Annotated in this window: 14 protein-coding genes and 1 pseudogene; 8 read left to right on the forward strand and 7 right to left on the reverse strand. The window is 38.3% G+C overall.

The genetic code is table 11. The features are described from left to right. Positions 1-59: 59 nt before the first annotated feature. Both ilvA and MKY15_RS18095 read right to left on the reverse strand, forming a co-directional pair. The gene (gene ilvA / locus MKY15_RS18090) at positions 60-1,328 is read right to left on the reverse strand and encodes a threonine ammonia-lyase IlvA (protein ID WP_067208991.1); all 1,269 of its coding nucleotides are present in this window, start codon (positions 1,326-1,328) and stop codon (positions 60-62) included. Positions 1,329-1,450: 122 nt separating this feature from the next. After that, entirely contained in the window at positions 1,451-2,350 is a 900-nt protein-coding gene (locus MKY15_RS18095) for a diacylglycerol kinase family protein (RefSeq protein ID WP_342538165.1), read from the reverse strand. A 141-nt stretch (positions 2,351-2,491) separates the two neighbouring features. Here MKY15_RS18095 and MKY15_RS18100 point away from each other — a divergent pair, with 141 nt between their 5' ends. After that, positions 2,492-3,298 (forward strand): SDR family oxidoreductase, encoded by an 807-nt coding sequence (locus MKY15_RS18100; RefSeq protein ID WP_067208996.1) that lies wholly within the window; start codon positions 2,492-2,494, stop codon positions 3,296-3,298. Between the two features lie 63 nt (positions 3,299-3,361). Further along, on the forward strand, positions 3,362-4,117 hold the full coding sequence (locus MKY15_RS18105) for an SDR family oxidoreductase (RefSeq protein ID WP_082786558.1): 756 nt from the start codon (positions 3,362-3,364) through the stop codon (positions 4,115-4,117). 54 nt (positions 4,118-4,171) lie between these two features. Here the strand turns inward: MKY15_RS18105 and MKY15_RS18110 are convergent, their stop codons facing one another. After that, entirely contained in the window at positions 4,172-4,594 is a 423-nt protein-coding gene (locus MKY15_RS18110) for a MarR family transcriptional regulator (RefSeq protein ID WP_067209002.1), read from the reverse strand. 143 nt (positions 4,595-4,737) lie between these two features. On the opposite strand from MKY15_RS18110, the gene MKY15_RS18115 reads away from it, so the two are divergent. After that, positions 4,738-5,508 carry a DUF2161 family putative PD-(D/E)XK-type phosphodiesterase gene (locus tag MKY15_RS18115; RefSeq protein WP_187047716.1) on the forward strand — a complete coding sequence of 257 codons (771 nt, stop codon included), beginning with the start codon at positions 4,738-4,740 and terminating at the stop codon, positions 5,506-5,508. A gap of 84 nt (positions 5,509-5,592) precedes the next feature. Further along, on the forward strand, positions 5,593-6,420 hold the full coding sequence (locus tag MKY15_RS18120; RefSeq protein WP_067209007.1) for a GNAT family N-acetyltransferase: 828 nt from the start codon (positions 5,593-5,595) through the stop codon (positions 6,418-6,420). Between the two features lie 59 nt (positions 6,421-6,479). Here MKY15_RS18120 and MKY15_RS18125 read toward each other — a convergent pair whose 3' ends face one another. Then, entirely contained in the window at positions 6,480-7,223 is a 744-nt protein-coding gene (locus MKY15_RS18125; RefSeq protein ID WP_187047717.1) for an arylamine N-acetyltransferase, read from the reverse strand. A 924-nt stretch (positions 7,224-8,147) separates the two neighbouring features. Between MKY15_RS18125 and MKY15_RS18130 the strand changes: the two genes are divergently transcribed. After that, the gene (locus MKY15_RS18130; protein ID WP_187047718.1) at positions 8,148-9,851 is read left to right on the forward strand and encodes a methyl-accepting chemotaxis protein; all 1,704 of its coding nucleotides are present in this window, start codon (positions 8,148-8,150) and stop codon (positions 9,849-9,851) included. A gap of 140 nt (positions 9,852-9,991) precedes the next feature. Here MKY15_RS18130 and MKY15_RS18135 read toward each other — a convergent pair. Continuing rightward, positions 9,992-10,939, reverse strand: a pseudogene (locus MKY15_RS18135) (urea transporter). A gap of 270 nt (positions 10,940-11,209) precedes the next feature. Between MKY15_RS18135 and MKY15_RS18140 the strand changes: the two are divergent. From MKY15_RS18140 to MKY15_RS18150, 3 genes are all read left to right on the forward strand, one after another. Next, a complete protein-coding gene (locus MKY15_RS18140; protein ID WP_255428691.1) occupies positions 11,210-12,016 on the forward strand; it encodes a transporter substrate-binding domain-containing protein in 807 nt (268 codons plus the stop codon). 20 nt (positions 12,017-12,036) lie between these two features. Beyond that, complete coding sequence (locus MKY15_RS18145) at positions 12,037-12,711, forward strand: amino acid ABC transporter permease (RefSeq protein WP_067209019.1); 675 nt, start codon at positions 12,037-12,039, stop codon at positions 12,709-12,711. Positions 12,712-12,798: 87 nt separating this feature from the next. Next, complete coding sequence (locus MKY15_RS18150) at positions 12,799-13,767, forward strand: proline dehydrogenase family protein (protein ID WP_342538166.1); 969 nt, start codon at positions 12,799-12,801, stop codon at positions 13,765-13,767. 172 nt (positions 13,768-13,939) lie between these two features. Here MKY15_RS18150 and MKY15_RS18155 read toward each other — a convergent pair whose 3' ends face one another. Both MKY15_RS18155 and MKY15_RS18160 read right to left on the reverse strand, forming a co-directional pair. After that, the gene (locus tag MKY15_RS18155; protein ID WP_340742067.1) at positions 13,940-14,956 is read right to left on the reverse strand and encodes a DUF1646 family protein; all 1,017 of its coding nucleotides are present in this window, start codon (positions 14,954-14,956) and stop codon (positions 13,940-13,942) included. Positions 14,957-15,877: 921 nt separating this feature from the next. Continuing rightward, on the reverse strand, positions 15,878-16,207 hold the full coding sequence (locus tag MKY15_RS18160) for a hypothetical protein (RefSeq protein ID WP_067209027.1): 330 nt from the start codon (positions 16,205-16,207) through the stop codon (positions 15,878-15,880). Positions 16,208-16,348 lie beyond the last annotated feature (141 nt).

The raw sequence follows: 16,348 nt of genomic DNA on the forward strand, positions 1-16,348 counted from the left end.
AAAAAATCTTGCTTAGGACATAATCGCCATAAGCAAGATTTTATTTATCAAAAAGCAAGTTAGATAAGTAACTCAAATAATGTGCTATCATTGTTAACCTCTTTAAAAGAGAAACCGCAATCATGCATTCGCTGAATAAGTCCTTCGTAGTCTGACTTCCTCTTTACTTCAATTCCTACAAGTCCAGGGCCGCTTTCTTTGTTGTTTTTCTTTGTATATTCAAATGTAGTGATATCGTCGTCAGGTCCAAGTACTTCATCTAAGAATTGACGTAACGCACCAGAACGCTGAGGAAAGTTAACAATGAAATAATAAAGAAGTCCTTCATAAATCAATGATTTATCTTTAATTTCCTGCATTCGACCAATATCATTATTCCCGCCACTTATGACACATACGACAGACTTCCCCCTAATCTCATCTTTATAAAAATCCAATGCGGCGATAGATAACGCGCCTGCTGGTTCTACGATAATTGCATGTTGGTTATATAATTCCAAGATAGACGTACACACTTTACCTTCTGGAACTAGTACAATGTCTTCCAGGTACTTACGGCAAATTTCAAATGTGTGTTGGCCGGCACTTTGTACGGCTGCCCCATCAACGAATTTATCGATTGTATCCAAGGTTGTCACTTCATTATTCTTTAATGCTGCTTTCATACTAGCAGCACCTTCAGGCTCTACACCAATCATACGTGTATGTGGTGACAGGTTTTTAATATAAGTACTCAAACCAGACATAAGGCCGCCGCCCCCAATACTGGCAAAGACAAAATCAACAGGTTCCTCTATATCATTCATGATTTCAACCGCGACTGTTCCTTGTCCGGCAATGACATCGTAATCGTCAAATGGGTGGATGAAAATTCTGTCTTCAGCAGTCGCACATTCGACCGCTGAAGCGGATGAATCATCAAATGTATCGCCCACTAAAATGATTTCTACATAATTCCGTCCAAACATTTTCACTTGGTTAATTTTTTGCTTCGGAGTTGTCTGTGGCATGAATATTTTTGCGTCAATACCTAGATGCGCACAAGCAAAAGCGACTCCTTGCGCATGATTACCTGCGCTGGCACAGACAACACCTTTTTCAAGCGCAGCTGCTTCTATGGTTTTGATTTTATAATAGGCACCCCGTAATTTAAAGGAACGAACATGTTGTAAATCTTCCCTTTTTACATAGACTCGACAGTCGTATTTTTCTGATAGTCGTTCATTCTTTTGTAGAGGAGTATGTGCGACTACATCTTTTAGTAATTGATTGGCAATCAGTATATCCTCGACTTGAATTCCAGTTGGTTCCGTCTTTGTTAGATTCATAGTAATCTCAGCACCCTCCATATAAATAGATCATTTTTCTATACTAACATGACAGAAGGAGAATAAACACATCAATGTTTGTAATTATGAGTTAATTTCGAAAGGGAAAATGGCAATCTGTCTTATCTAGTTAGAATAAGATTCAATGCTTTTTCATGAATTGCAACATGGAGTGGGGTGGACTTTATAACTTCTCCATCGATGATTGCGAGAATTGGCCTGTCTGTTTCAATTGTGATTTCTTTTTCCGTTCTGTATGTAACGCCTTTCCTGAGAATCGGTTGACCCCGAAGCAAAGCAGGAAATAGGCGCATTAAGACATTCATCCGCCCTACATCATGAAGCATTGTAATATTTAACATACTATCTGTTGGAGAGGCTCCGGGACAAACAACTAATCCGCCGCCATAGGAGGAAGTATTTCCACAAGCAGTGAGCCAGGTAATAGCGTATGTATAGGTCATATCATCGATTGTGACTGTACTTTTAAACGGCTTAAATGACAGTAACTCAATTATCGCAGCAATGGTATAAGTGAATGAACTTAAGCCAAGCTTATTTAATATCGGTTTGTAAAATGAGTGATTTACACGTTGACCAATCCTTGCATCAAGCCCGATTCCAGCGACAGTAATGCCAAAACGGTCATTTATGTTTAATAAATCAATGGCAACAGTCCGATGCTCTAATAGTCCTTTGATAAACTGATCAGGGTGAGTAGTTAGGCGGAACATCCGAGCAGTGTCATTTCCTGAACCAGCAGGTAGAATAGCGAGTGGAATACCGGTTCCAGCAATGTCTTGTATGACAGAACTCATTGTGCCATCTCCACCGATAACTGTCACAGCATGAATGGTAGTTGACTGAAGGTAAGTTGTGATGAATTTGCGTGCTGTAACTTCTGAATCACTGACAATCACACTGTATTCTCTATTTTTTTGCTTCAATTTCTTCTCGATTTCATCCCATAATGAGCAAGCTTGGCAATTTCCCGATAATGGATTTACGATGAAAAGATACATAACATACCCCAATGCTACTATTTTCATAGTAGCACATTTGGATCTATAGGCTTACGAAGTTAAAGCTTCCTCTCAATATGATTTAATGTTAAAGTATATTGAGTGGTACTATCTAAATTGGAAATTGAGAGGGGTAAATTTATGGGAAGAGTACAGGATAAAGTTGCATTAGTAACAGGTGGGGCATCAGGTATCGGGTTGTCTACTGCTACACTTCTTGCAAAAGAAGGTGCAAAAGTGGTCGTTGCAGACTTTAATCTGGAAGGTGCGAAACAAGTTGCCCAAAATATCTTAAACGACGGTGGAGAAGCCGTTGCTGTATTTTTGGATGCTGGGAGTGAACAATCAATTAAAGATGCGATTGATTTCACGGTTGAACAGTTTGGTACCATTACAATCCTCTATAACAATGTAGGGACGACAAATTTGCAAAAAGATTTGGATGTCGTGAATATTGATTTAGATGAGTGGGATCGTTTAATGAATGTGAATGCAAAAAGTGTTTTACTAGGAAGCCGATATGCAATTCCACATATGCAAAAAGCAGGCGGAGGTTCTATTATTAATACTGCATCCATGGCTGCCTTTGCGGGGGATTCTGTCCGTTCAGCTTATGGTGCATCGAAGGCTGCAGTTGTAAACTTGACGAAATATATCGCAACGCAATATGGAAAAGACAATATACGTTGTAATGGAGTTGCTCCTGGTTTGATTTTAACACCTGCTGCAAAACAAAATATGTCACAAGAAGTACTTGATATTTTTGAGAAATATAACGCATTACCATACCATGGGGAAGCTGACGATATTGGAAATACCGTCTTATTTTTAGCTTCTGATGAATCCAAGTTTATTACTGGCCAAACGATTCAAGTTGAAGGTGGTCACTATTTAAGCAACCCAAGTATTGCTGACTTTCATCAGTTAATGTCACAAGCAAAATCGTAAGAATTCAATAGATAATCCATATAGAAAAGTTAACAATAGACGATTTAAGAGAGGGTTTGATTAATTATGAAACTTCAAGACAAAGTTGCAATTATTACTGGCGGAGCCGGAGGTATTGGTAAAGGGATGGCGACTGCATTCGTAAAAGAAGGTGCTAAAGTTGTCATCGTCGATTTAAATGGGGAATTAGGGGAACAGGCAATTAAGGAATTGCAAGTTTATCAACCGGAATCGATTTTTATCCAAGCGAATTTAGCCGAGCATGATAAATTGCCGGAAATAGTGAAGCAAACCGTCGAGAAATTCGGTAAGTTGGATATTTTAGTAAACAATGCACACGCATCGACAAATAAGCCATTCGAAGAGATTACGCAAGCGGATCTAGACTTATCGTTCAACACAGGATTTTATCCGACGTTCTATTTAATGCAGGCTGCATTGCCTTATTTAAAGGAGACGAAAGGTAAAATCATTAACTTCGCTTCTGGAGCAGGTATAAACGGAGACGCTAACCAAGCTACATACGCTGCGGCAAAAGAAGCAATCCGGGCGATTACGCGTGTTACTGCAAATGAATTTGGTCCATTCGGAATCAATGTGAACTTAATTGCACCACTTGCGGATTCTCCTGGGATTCAGCAATGGGCAAAAGCACAACCTGAAGCTTTCGAAACAATGGTGTCTAAGATTCCGTTAAAACGACTTGGTGACCTAGAAAATGATATCGGGAGGGCTGCTGTATTCTTGGCAGGTGCCGATTCTGATTACATTACAGGACAAACATTAATGGTCGATGGTGGAATTACTAAACTTAGGTAAACCAACTAATTGAACAGACTAAAAGAGCATCTCCGTTGAGAAGATGCTCTTTTTTCATATTAACGACTTATTTAACTTTGTGTAAATGGAAAGTAACGATTGCTGCTCTGTTTCTGTTAAATGTGAAAAGACCTTCATGCGGAGATGTTGACCGTCTTTTTGTGCTTGATTCAATAAATCTTCGCCTTTTTGCGTAATTTTCCAATAGATGATACGGCGGTCAGTATCGTCCTGCCGACGGGTGATTAGTTCTTTGTTCGATAGTTTAGTGGAAAGGTGTGTGAGAGATGCAGGTGTAAAGTTTAATAGGCGGGCAAGCTCAGAAGGTCGGCTTTCCCCATTCATCTGTAATTCGTGCAAGGCAACAATATGCGATACACCAAGATCGTAATCTACTTGCTGCCGCCACTTTACATGCATTTTATGTGTTACTTGTTCAATCGTATGTAGTAGTTCAAAGATTGTCTGAGTAGACATGATTTTCCCCATCCTTTTCTCATAATACGTCTCCAAATAACTTTTTATTTTTTCGCGCATTACTAGTGTACCATCATTAAGGGGGATTTTGGGGTGGTAGTTTCGTTCAATTATGTATACCATCATAATGAGGTGAGATTAACATGCAAGGCAAAGAAACCAAACGATATGAAGTGGATTTATATAAACCAGTAAAAGAATATTTCACACAACAAGGTTATGATGTCCATGGTGAAGTAAATGAGTGTGACGTTGCGGCTGTAAGAGATCAAGAGCTGGTCCTTATTGAATTGAAATTATCGCTATCAATTGATCTTTTAATCCAAGCGACAAAAAGACAGCGGCTGACTAATGAAGTCTATGTCGCAATTCCTAGACCTAAACTCAACTTTCGTTCGAAAAAGTGGAAAGATAGTTGTCATTTGGTGAGAAGACTAGAGTTAGGCCTCATCCTTGTTTCATTCTTGGAAAATGATGCACAGGTGGAAATAGTGTTTCATCCCGCGTCTTTTGATCGGAAGAAAAGTATGCAACGTAGTAAGAAAAAAAGAAATGCGATGTTGACTGAAATGGAAGGCAGACTTGGAGACTATAATATTGGCGGGAGTTGCCAGACTAAGATAATGACAGCCTATAAAGAAAACTGCATTCATATAGCTTGTTGCCTTTTGGAATCGGGACCTTTATCTCCAAAATCGTTACGGAAGATGGGGACTGGGGAAAAAACGTTAACAATTTTAAATAAAAACTATTATGGTTGGTTTGATAAAATTCAACGAGGAATATATATGATTAGTGACATTGGAAAAAATGAGTTGCACGAATTCCCGGATCTCTTTAGCTATTATCATGAGGTGGTAAGAGAAACTGCTAGCGCTTACTTGGATATCGATGATGTCGGGGGAAATATGTGAAGGGGAGAACTTGCAATACGTGTTACTATTGAATTAGGCATTTACATATCAAAAGCAAGAAGCTTTTGAATTGGAGGATTATATATGTTAAAAGAAAGTCAATTAATTGCGATTAAACAGCTTCAAAAAGAATGTGAAAAAACGGATGGTATTCAACTGAAGTTAAATTGGGAGATGCTCAGAGAACGAGAAGGACGTCAAATGGATTTTTTTCATGAAGAGGATGGAGAACTTGTCGCTTATTTAGCTTTATTTGGTTTTGGCTCTACCGTTGAAGTATGTGGAATGGTTAATCCGAGGAATAGAAGGAAAGGGCATTTTACCGAACTATGGCAACAAGCATTAGCACCAATCGAACAATATGGTTTTCAAACAATTTTATTGAACACCCCGTCTTTGTCCAATACCGCTAAGGGATGGTTAGCAAGTCAGCCCTATTCCTATGCGTTTTCTGAATATCAGATGCGTTGGTCAGAACAGCCGATTGAAGCGAGCGACGAGGTTCTGATTCGTGTGGCGAAAAAAAGTGATGCGAACCTTGAAGTGAAGCTCGATGTCCTTGCATTCGGAATGGATGAAGAAGATGCGCGTTCTCATCTGGAGCGCATAAAAGAAAGACAGGACGAGCAGTTTTTGATGATTGAGGCAGATAACAGAACGATTGGTAAGGTCCGGATCAATCGCATGGATGGTGAAGCATGGATTTACGGATTCGCCATTTTACCCGAGTTCCAGGGGAGAGGGTACGGTAGGAAGGTACTCCGCAATATCGTGAAAAGTGAGCACGATGCTGGCAATCAAATCTGGCTTGAAGTAGAAGCGAAAAATAATCGTGCACTTGGCCTATATGAATCAGTCGGTTTCGTGAAAATGCAAGGTCAGGATTATTATAAAAAGAATAGGGGCAACTAGAAAAAAGCTAACCGGAATCAATGCTACGAGCCATTCCGGTTAGCTTTTTTTGTCATTTTTTATAGACGGATGTCAAAAACATCTTCTAAGAAGTGTACTTTCTCTTCTATTGAAAGTATTGTTTTAGTTTTAATATTATTTTCGGTTATAGTTACTGTCTGATCTGATAATGTAATTCGACCGGTAGTAGTGGCGCGGGTGACGATATCTGAGTGTGTAAAAGATGATTCTTTTGCAACTTGATTAAATACACAGCCCTCATGAAAATCGACAAGTGCTTTTGAGGTTAAATCGAATCGATATAACGTTTTTATCTCAGTGTCACTGATTCGTTCCAGATAAAATGATTGATCTAGCTGTTGAATAACCCTATATGTATCGCTTATATCAGTTTGTTCCTCCCCGTTTAGTGGAATCGGTAAAGAAGTGGAGTCACCAAAACCTACGTCTATAAGATAGGGTTGATCAAGTTGTACAATAATAGCTGCATGAGTATCTGCTTTTGCCCACTCTCCGCTTGGCCTTAGAACTGTAGCTGCAACTAAATGTGCATCGTACCCCAATTCGGTTAGTAGCCAACTGAAAAGCCCGTTCAACTCGTAGCAATAACCGCCACGTTTACGACGGACGATTTTATCATAAATATGTTGTAAGTTAAGATAAATTGGTACCCTGCGAATCACATCCAAATTTTCAAAAGGGATATGTTGGACATGCAATCGTTGTAACTCGGTTAAATCAAAGAGGGATATCTCTTTGTTCTGTGTTCCGCAAAACCTAGCTAAGTAGTTGAGGACTTCCATTTCAGCACCCCATTTCATTATTTCGAGAAAAATATACTAGTTAACTGCTCATTAAAAGTACGTATTAATTATTATACTCCATTGAAGTAGAATAATTAAATGAATCTATTTAAGGCGTAGCGGACTCAATGGAATTCTTTATTTCACCATATCTTTATATGTTGAACAAATGAATACGGCGTATGCGCTTAATAAAGGCTTTTAGGAGGTCACTGAAAAAGTCCCACTATTTAGAGCAAATTAGAATTCCTGCCAATACCGCTTCGACGCTTTGTGGATGCCTCCCGCGATAAGCCAGAAAGAAGACCCCTTGGGAGGGATTGAACTGCATCCCTCCTTAGTCTTATCGCTCCGGCTACCACGAAGTCGCGCCTTTGCTGGATGGTCTATGTTAGAAAGAGCATTTCATTATCAGTGGTGAAATCTGCAACCTGGATTGCGTCTTTCTTGACTATAATTATATATGTTGAATCCGGTATATATACTGAGCGAAGGCGCCTTAACAGGGGTAGCCAACCGAACAACGAAGAGTTCGGTTTGTATAATTTCTGCGTTCTTTGCAGAAATTATACAGTTAATGCCAAGAGGTTATTCCAGATAGGTTAAAGAATACCTCATCTGGCTTATGGTGAGAGGCATCCCCTAGAGCCAAGCGTTCTACAATCCACACCCCGAATTACACCTCTCTTATTATTGAGTGCCACGACAGATTCAATGGGATTCTTTAATTCAATATATCTAATTATATTATTTATCCGTAGGCAATACAGAAGATAATCCCCTCTTATCATAGAAGATAACATCAAAAATAACAGAAATTTGTCTAATTAGGCATGAAACGGACGAATAATCTATGTCTTACGGACTTTGTTTTTGTTGATTTATAGAGTATTATAGACTAGTAGAATAGTAGGGGGAAAAACAATGAGAAATACACTAACGGTACAATTGGGAACGATTATTGTCGGTATCATGGTTGCAATGTTAGCGATTACGTCCATCGCAACATATAAAACAGCTTACGATAAATTATATGATGCCGCAGGTGTTGAAGCGTACGGATGCGCGAGTATTACAACAGGTTTGATCCGGCCGGAAGACGTGGGAAAAATGCTTAAAGGTGACCGCGAAACGATGGATGAGGTTGGTCAACAGCTTAACTGGACACTCAATCATAAAGCTATTTTCGAGACTCAATACATCATTGATCTAGATGGGAAAATTCTAGCACTTGATGACCATTTAAGTGCAAAAGGATTCGAACCAGGTGATTCGGTTCCGGTTGATGAAAAAGCGCTTGCAATGCTCTTGGATATGAAGCATTCAACTTACACAGAGCTCTATGAATTTGCAGGTCTAAAACGTCTATCTGGTTATGCACCGATATTTGAAAATCACGATCCAAATGGAGAAATCATCGCAATCAGCGTTATCGATTTTGATGGTTCAATTGTTGCTGGAAGAACATGGGATGTTGTTCGGAATGGTATTTTAATCAGCCTTATTCCAATGATCATCGCATCGATCATTACAATTATGCTAATCAGACGTAAAACAAAGTCGATTTCAGCTTTAATCGCACATGCGAAAGAAATTGCGAATGGAAATCTCGGCATTGAAGATACAGTTGTAACAAGTAAAGATGAAGTTGGCGATTTAGGACGAACATTAAACATGATGACAGCGAACTTGCGCAATACGATTGGGACAGTCAAAACAACAGCTGTTCAATTAACGCAAAACTCACTTGACACAGCTGCTTCATTAAATGAAATGCAGATGGCGATTCAACAGGTCGCACACAATATGAGTGAAACCGCAGCTTCTATCTCCGACGGGACAATCAATGCAGAACATGCATCCAAAATCTTGTCTTCTCTGGCGAATGATCTTCAGGATTCAAAAGAGAAAGCTGAACTAAGTGCGGGGAACTCTGAGCGGACAATGAAAATTGCAGAAGAAGGTCAGCATAGCGTAAATGACATTAGTAATGATATGGAGAAAATCAGAGTCTCCTCAAATGAAGCAGGTGGTACGATTCAAAATCTAATTGAATCTACAACTAAAATTCAAAATATCACCAGTTCAATTGCAGGCATTGCTGCCCAAACGAATTTACTTGCGCTTAATGCATCGATAGAAGCTGCACGTGCGGGTGAACATGGCAAAGGATTTGCGGTCGTTGCGGAGGAAGTAAGAAAACTTGCAGAACAGTCCAATAAAGAAGTTCTTGAAGTAGAAAAGCTAGTGCAAGATATTACTGAAAGTATCGGTCGAGTTGTTACTTCTACATCAGAGAGCACAAAACTTATTGAATCCGGAACAGAAACGGTTCGTTTGACTGCAACTTCCTTAAGTAACATTTCAATTGCCGTCTCTGAAACTGTTAAGGAAATTAACTTAATTTCAGAATTAACGACAGCTGAAGCAGAAAGTTCAAATCGTGTAGTAGTACTCATCAATGACTTGACGCAATCGATTCATTCAATTGAAGATATGTCTAACAATATCTCGGCTGCAACAGAGCAGACATCAGCTTCAATTGAAGAAGTTGCAACACGTTCTACTGAAATGAGTCATATGGCACAAGATCTGGAGAAACTTGTCGGGCAGTTCAGATTGGAATAATTAAGAAAAGCGAAAGCGCCTGGAGCTAGACACTATTCTAAGTCAAAAAACTAATACTTTCTTATTCTTATTAAAAAAAGACCCGCAAAAAGCTAATTGCTTTTGCGGGTCTTTACACATTTTAATTATGTATTTTCTTGCTACTTTTCTGTGATTTGTGGCTCAAATATGGGTATCGTTCTCCTCATCGCTAAAAATAGCCATGTACTAATGATAAAGGGAGATGTTAATACGGGAAGCCCTTTCGGATAAAGAATTAAATCCATACCTGCTGCAATTGGGACTGTCATTGCAGCTGCAAATATACCCATTAGGGGGAAATTATTTTTTTCATCGAACATTAGACCCACGGCAATCATTGCTAACACGGCATTATAATTTTAGAGACCTAAATCTAGCAATTCAACATCGACCCCTAGCGAGTATGCAGTTAGCCAAGACACAAATGTCCCAATAATCGCATAGACACCAAATCTCCATCCAGCCACGAAGAGAGCAATTAGAATAAGCGAACCTGCCCATAGAGAGTCAATAATGAATACTTCACCTACACCTTTTATTAAACCGAGAAAGAAATTGGGTTTACCTTCAACTGGAAGATTCCAGTTAGCAGGAGATGATGTGACAAATGACGGGTTTACATGCATTGCGCTAAAACGATATGCCGCAAAAAGGCTAACCCATGTTACAAAAAGAAATGGAAAAGTGAGCAAGGGAATATTCCACTTGGCTAAAAACTTCGATAAGATAGCCATAAGCAAAGCAGCTGCTATTGCAGCAAATAGTGCAATAACCCAGTTCCAATCATTTTGTAAAAATAACATTACCGCGATACCGGAAAGGATGGCGTTAACTCCATATATTCCATGGCTAACTGCAATTTGGTCTCCTCCACAATATTTTCCCGTCACCGTACCAATCATGGAAGACAGTAGTGCCATTAATCCAAGAAGGGGAGAGTGTAGCATTATCCCTAAAAGAATTAACCCTCCTGAGATTGCATTGTCGATTAACATTACTTGAGAAAACCCTTTAAGTGAAATACGTATCAGGTCTTTAATGCTATCCAACTTGAAAGATCCCCACATTTGGGAACATCTCCTTTTACTCTGAATATAAAACTAATTGTTTATGAATATACCATAATCCCATCACTATTTTTCATTTTTCTCTAATAACCCCCCAATTCTAAACTATCTGTATTCCTAATTTAGAATCATAAGGGTTACATCTTAACTAAGAATGTATTATAATTTTCAGTGGACAATTATTTGTAAAATACTATTTTCAAAAGGAGAATCTCGATGACAAAAGAAAAACATCTTAGTAAAATCTTCCTGTCTTTATTACTATTTTCAATGATGGTTGTTTTAGCTGCTTGTGGTGCTAGTGGCGATACAAATAAGGAGAGTGGTTCTAAAACTTCCACTTGGGAGAACATTCAAGAAAAAGGTGAAATTGTTGTCGCAACGTCAGGAACTCTTTATCCAGCATCATACCATGACGGCGAAAGCAAGGAACTAACGGGGTACGAAGTTGAAATAATGAACGAGCTAGGAAAGCGTCTGAAGCTGGAGATCAAATACGTTGAAATGGGTCTAGACGGAATGCTTACTTCTTTGAATAGTGGGCAAGCTGATCTAGCAGTGAATGATATTGAAATCACACCCGAACGGGAAGAGAAATTCACTTTTTCTGAGCCTTATAAGTATTCATTCGGTACTGCTATCGTACGGAAATCGGATCATTCAGGTATTGAGTCTCTTGAAGATTTGAAAGGAAAAAAAGCGGCTGGGGCTGCAACTTCCGTTTATATGCAAGTTGGACGCGACCACGGTGCTGAAGAGGTGATTTATGATAACGTCACAAATGATGTGTATTTGCGTGATGTTTCTATAGGCCGTACGGATGTCATCTTGAATGATTACTACTTACAAAAATTGGCACTTGCTGCATTTCCGGAGTTTGAAATCATGATCCATCCGGATATCAAATATCATCCGAATGTCCAAGCAATCATCATGAAAAAAGACAATGATGAACTACTAAAGCAAGTGAACTCCGTACTTGTCGAAATGCACGCGGATGGAACAATTTCTGAATTGTCGAAGCAATTCTTTGGTGGGGAAGATGTATCAGTTGAACAAGACTATGATTTTGAATAATCGAAAAGGCGGCTTGTAATGTGAGTGGAATTGAATGGCAACACATTTTCGATTTGCAGCTTGCCATCGAGTCATTTCCGTATATTTTGCAGGGGGTTGGTTACACCATACTCATTTCCTTTGGGGGCATGGTGTGCGGGCTGATATTGGGCTTCTTCCTGGCGCTAGGCAGAACGTCTAAATTAGTACTATTTAGGTGGCCAGCACGTATCTTCATATCCTATATGCGGGGTACACCGATGCTTGTATTCCTATTTTTACTCTATTTTGGTTTGCCTAATATCGGAATTCAATTTTCAGCTGTCACTGCCGCTTTAATAGGCTTCAGCCTTCACTCTTCAGCTTATATGGCTGAGATTATCCGATCGTCGCTTAACTCAATTGATAAGGGACAATGGGAAGCTGCCACTGCATTAGGGATGTCCTATTGGCAGTCATTGCTTTTTGTAATTTTACCACAAGCAACACGAATCGCAATTCCGCCATTGTCTAATGTTCTACTAGATTTGATCAAAGCATCTTCATTGGCTGCGATGATTACTGTGCCCGATCTGTTTCAACGCGCAAAAATCGTTGGGGGCAGGGAATTCGACTATATGACGGTTTATATTTTGGTAGGTCTAATCTATTGGGGCATTTGCTTACTTGTCGAAGTGTGGCAAAATTATCTAGAAAAAAGTTCTTTGAACAACTAATGATTCTGTAACCAGTTATCATTTCAGCAAAAGCACGGTCGTGTGATATAATTAAAAAATAAAAAACAATATTGAGGAGCATATAACATGTTAAAAGACTTCTTTATCGGATTGTCCCAAAACCAGCTTTTGAATAGTGCGGCAAAAAAATACGGCTTAAAAATGGGAGCACAAAATGTTGTAGCAGGAACTAATGTAGCTGAAACTATCCAAAGTATTAAAGAACTGAATGCACATGGGATTTCTTGTACGGTAGATAACCTTGGGGAATTCGTCTTTGAAAAAGAGGAAGCATTAGCTGCGAAAAGACAAATTTTGGAAGTCATCGAAGCTATTCACGAACACGGGGTCGATGCTCATATTTCTCTAAAACCATCTCAATTAGGTTTAGATATAGATATTGATTTCTGTTTGGAAAATCTAAAAGAAATTGCAGCTAAAGCAAAAAGTTATGAAATTTTTATTAACTTTGATATGGAAGATCATGCTCGTTTGCAACCATCATTTGATCTCCTCGATGAGTTGTCTAAGGACTATGACAATATCGGAACGGTAATTCAAGCTTATTTCTTCCGCGCGGTAGAAGATATTCAAAATTACAAAAATTTCCGTTTGCGTATTGTAAAAGGTGCTTATAAAGAGACTGAAGAATATGCTTATCAAGATAAAAAAGAAATCGATGAAAACTATATTCAATTGATCGAATGGCATTTGTTAAATGGTAAATTCACGTCAATTGCAACACATGATCATCATGTCATTAATCATGTAAAACAATTTGTTAAAGAAAATGACATCCCGAATGATAAATTCGAGTTCCAAATGCTATACGGTTTTAGAAAGGACATGCAATTGCAATTGGCTAGCGAAGGGTATAATTTCTGTACATACGTTCCTTTTGGGAATGACTGGTACGGCTATTTCATGCGTCGCCTTGCTGAAAGACCACAAAACTTGAATCTTGTTGTTAAACAAGTGTTCAATAAGAAAACAAATACAATTCTTGGCTTGGCTGTCGGAGCTTTCGCTCTTGGAAGAGTTACCAAGAAGAAATAAGTATAAAAAACAAAAGCGCAAGTGCAAGTGCAAGTGCCTGTTCGGAGGCTTAGGAGTCTGGACGTGAAATCTCTATGTGGTAACTTATCCATAGTACGAGTTTTTATAATATCCTAAGAAACGGAAAAGGATGTAAAATGGGGAACCCCTCAATTTACATCCTTTTTTCAATTCATCCGACAGTCACGATCACTATGAAATAAATAACCATTGCAATCAAGCCAATCGGAACACCAAAACGAGCCCACTCACTGCTTTTAATATTAAGTTTTCCGGCAGCTATGATATTTGGGATGTTTCCGGGTATTAACATACCTCCGCTGATTAACAGTCCAAGTAAAAGGGCTTTAATTGTCGAATCATTCATAACAGGGCTGATTTCTGCTGCAGCTAATGTAGCATTATCAAGCACTGCTGAAATCATGTTAATCCAATATAATACAAGAGGGTTTAAATCTAATAGGTATCTTTCGATAAATGGTTCGAAACCTGCACCAAGCAGTGTAAGGGCCATTACGAACAGATATACTTTAATCCCACGAATAATAATATCCATATACGATTCGGTTCCTTGATTAACTTTTAAACTGTTCAACTTGTTTGAAGGCTTGATTATGATTGCGGCCAGTATTCCAAAAGCAATGACGCCTGGAATGATATCAGGACCGATTAATCGTAGTAAATAGAAAAAGTCTGCATCCAATTTGCTTGTTGCGATTGTTGATAGAGGTTCCCCGATTGGTGTAAGAACAGCACCAAGCCCAATTGAATAACAAGCAATGATGACAAGACGGATTTCTGATTTACGGTCAAGGCGCAAAACGCCTACTATTGCGACCAGGACAATTGCTGCAATAATTGCTGTAATGACACTAGAAAGGATTCCTAAAACGATAACGATAAGTGCTAAGAATAAGCGAAATGGAATTGCTTTGCTCATGCCTCGTATACTTTTTTCGAAAGGTTTTTGTAACCAGCGGAATACTAATCCAGCGATAATAACGGCTAGGGTTATATGTATCGGATCCTCCAGGGCTTTAACGATCAAAGTTGAGTCAAGTACTTGACTGACAAGGACCGCGGAAATCCCCATAATGAATAAAAACACTTCTAAGTTCCGTTCAACTATTTTTACAGTGAACGGCAAAAATAAAACTAGTATTAAAATAATAGACAAGCCAACAATCATAATTATCCTCCTTTTCATTCTAATCTAAAAATAGGGTCAAATTCATCTTATCATTGAAATAGTAATAGAAAAACAATTTATTATAAAAATGAATTCAACAGGATAATTAATTTCTTCTATTCTGAAATTAAAAATGTATGATTGAGTTGAGATTCCAAATTCTCTATTTGAATGAAGCAAAAAAACAGAAGAAATCGTACTTTTTCAGAAGTTAAATAAACAAAAAAACCACCTAGATTCACTAAGTGGTTTAATTTCTCGCTAAATCTAAAAAAAATTTTGTGTATAGTGCAAAAGATATGTTGAAATTAAGAACCCATTGAATTATCTAGGGGGAGGTGATGCCTACTTTCCTTCGTTAGGCGACTTCGCTCTCTATTTGTTCAATATAAATAAGTACTTTTTTATTCCTTCGAATGTTTCGCCCTTAACAGTTCAAATAGTAGGGGCGAAGTTATCGCTATTTTGTCGCTTGAATTTTTATCAGTCGTAATAGATGCTTGAAACGTGACAGGTTCTTAAAAGTTAAGGTCTTAATCAAGAAACTCGAAATATAATAATTCTCCTTTTGTCACATTAGAGTTATCAGCATTCAAAAAGTCTTGTATATTGATTGTTCTGCGTTGAAAAGACTGCGATTTGTTATTTACTAAGCTATTTAGTTGTTTTGTCCGCCTCAAGGGAATTCATTACGCTTGTGACCGTGGTTTTGTAATTCATATGGAGAATAGAGGGACATGGTAGAATCGGTGGTTATTGCGAACTGGCGATGATTTAATCTTAATCAGTACAATTTGTTATCATAATCATAATATTGGAAAGTAGATGACGAATAATTTAGTGAAGCTTGTAAACGAATTAAAAACTGATATTTTCAAGTGAGTTTGAATCTTGCGATTTTACTCCACTCAATTTGCGTATTTAATTTTCTTTTGTATCGTCTTCCTTTTCTAAGCGTTTAACAATTATCTCCAAAAACTTATTGAGTTTCTCAATATCAGTACTCTGCGAGTTATTCTGTACTTGATCATTTTTTAATTCGTCAATTTGATTCTGTAATTTATCAAGTTCTTGTTGCTGTTGGATGTCAGAAATCCTACTTTCTTCGATTGAAATAGCGGCCCCTAGGGTTTGTAGGGCATCCCCTAAGGTAGAAATTGCTGAACCCCATAATGAAATTTTAGCACCAGTATCCGTTGAACTATCGTTATTTTGTAATCCCGTATTGAATACTGAGTCGCTTCTTCTCAAAGTTATCACTCCTTGACCATATTAACTAACGTATTATTTCATTCTATTAGATACTATATGTTCATCCAATAGAACGGGGAACTTACTGTAAACTATCCTATGTTTAGTTTACTCGAGGTTGTTAAATGCAAGATTTAAGAC

The sequence above is a fragment of the Sporosarcina sp. FSL K6-1540 genome (assembly GCF_038620285.1).
In the GTDB taxonomy this organism is placed as follows: domain Bacteria; phylum Bacillota; class Bacilli; order Bacillales_A; family Planococcaceae; genus Sporosarcina; species Sporosarcina psychrophila.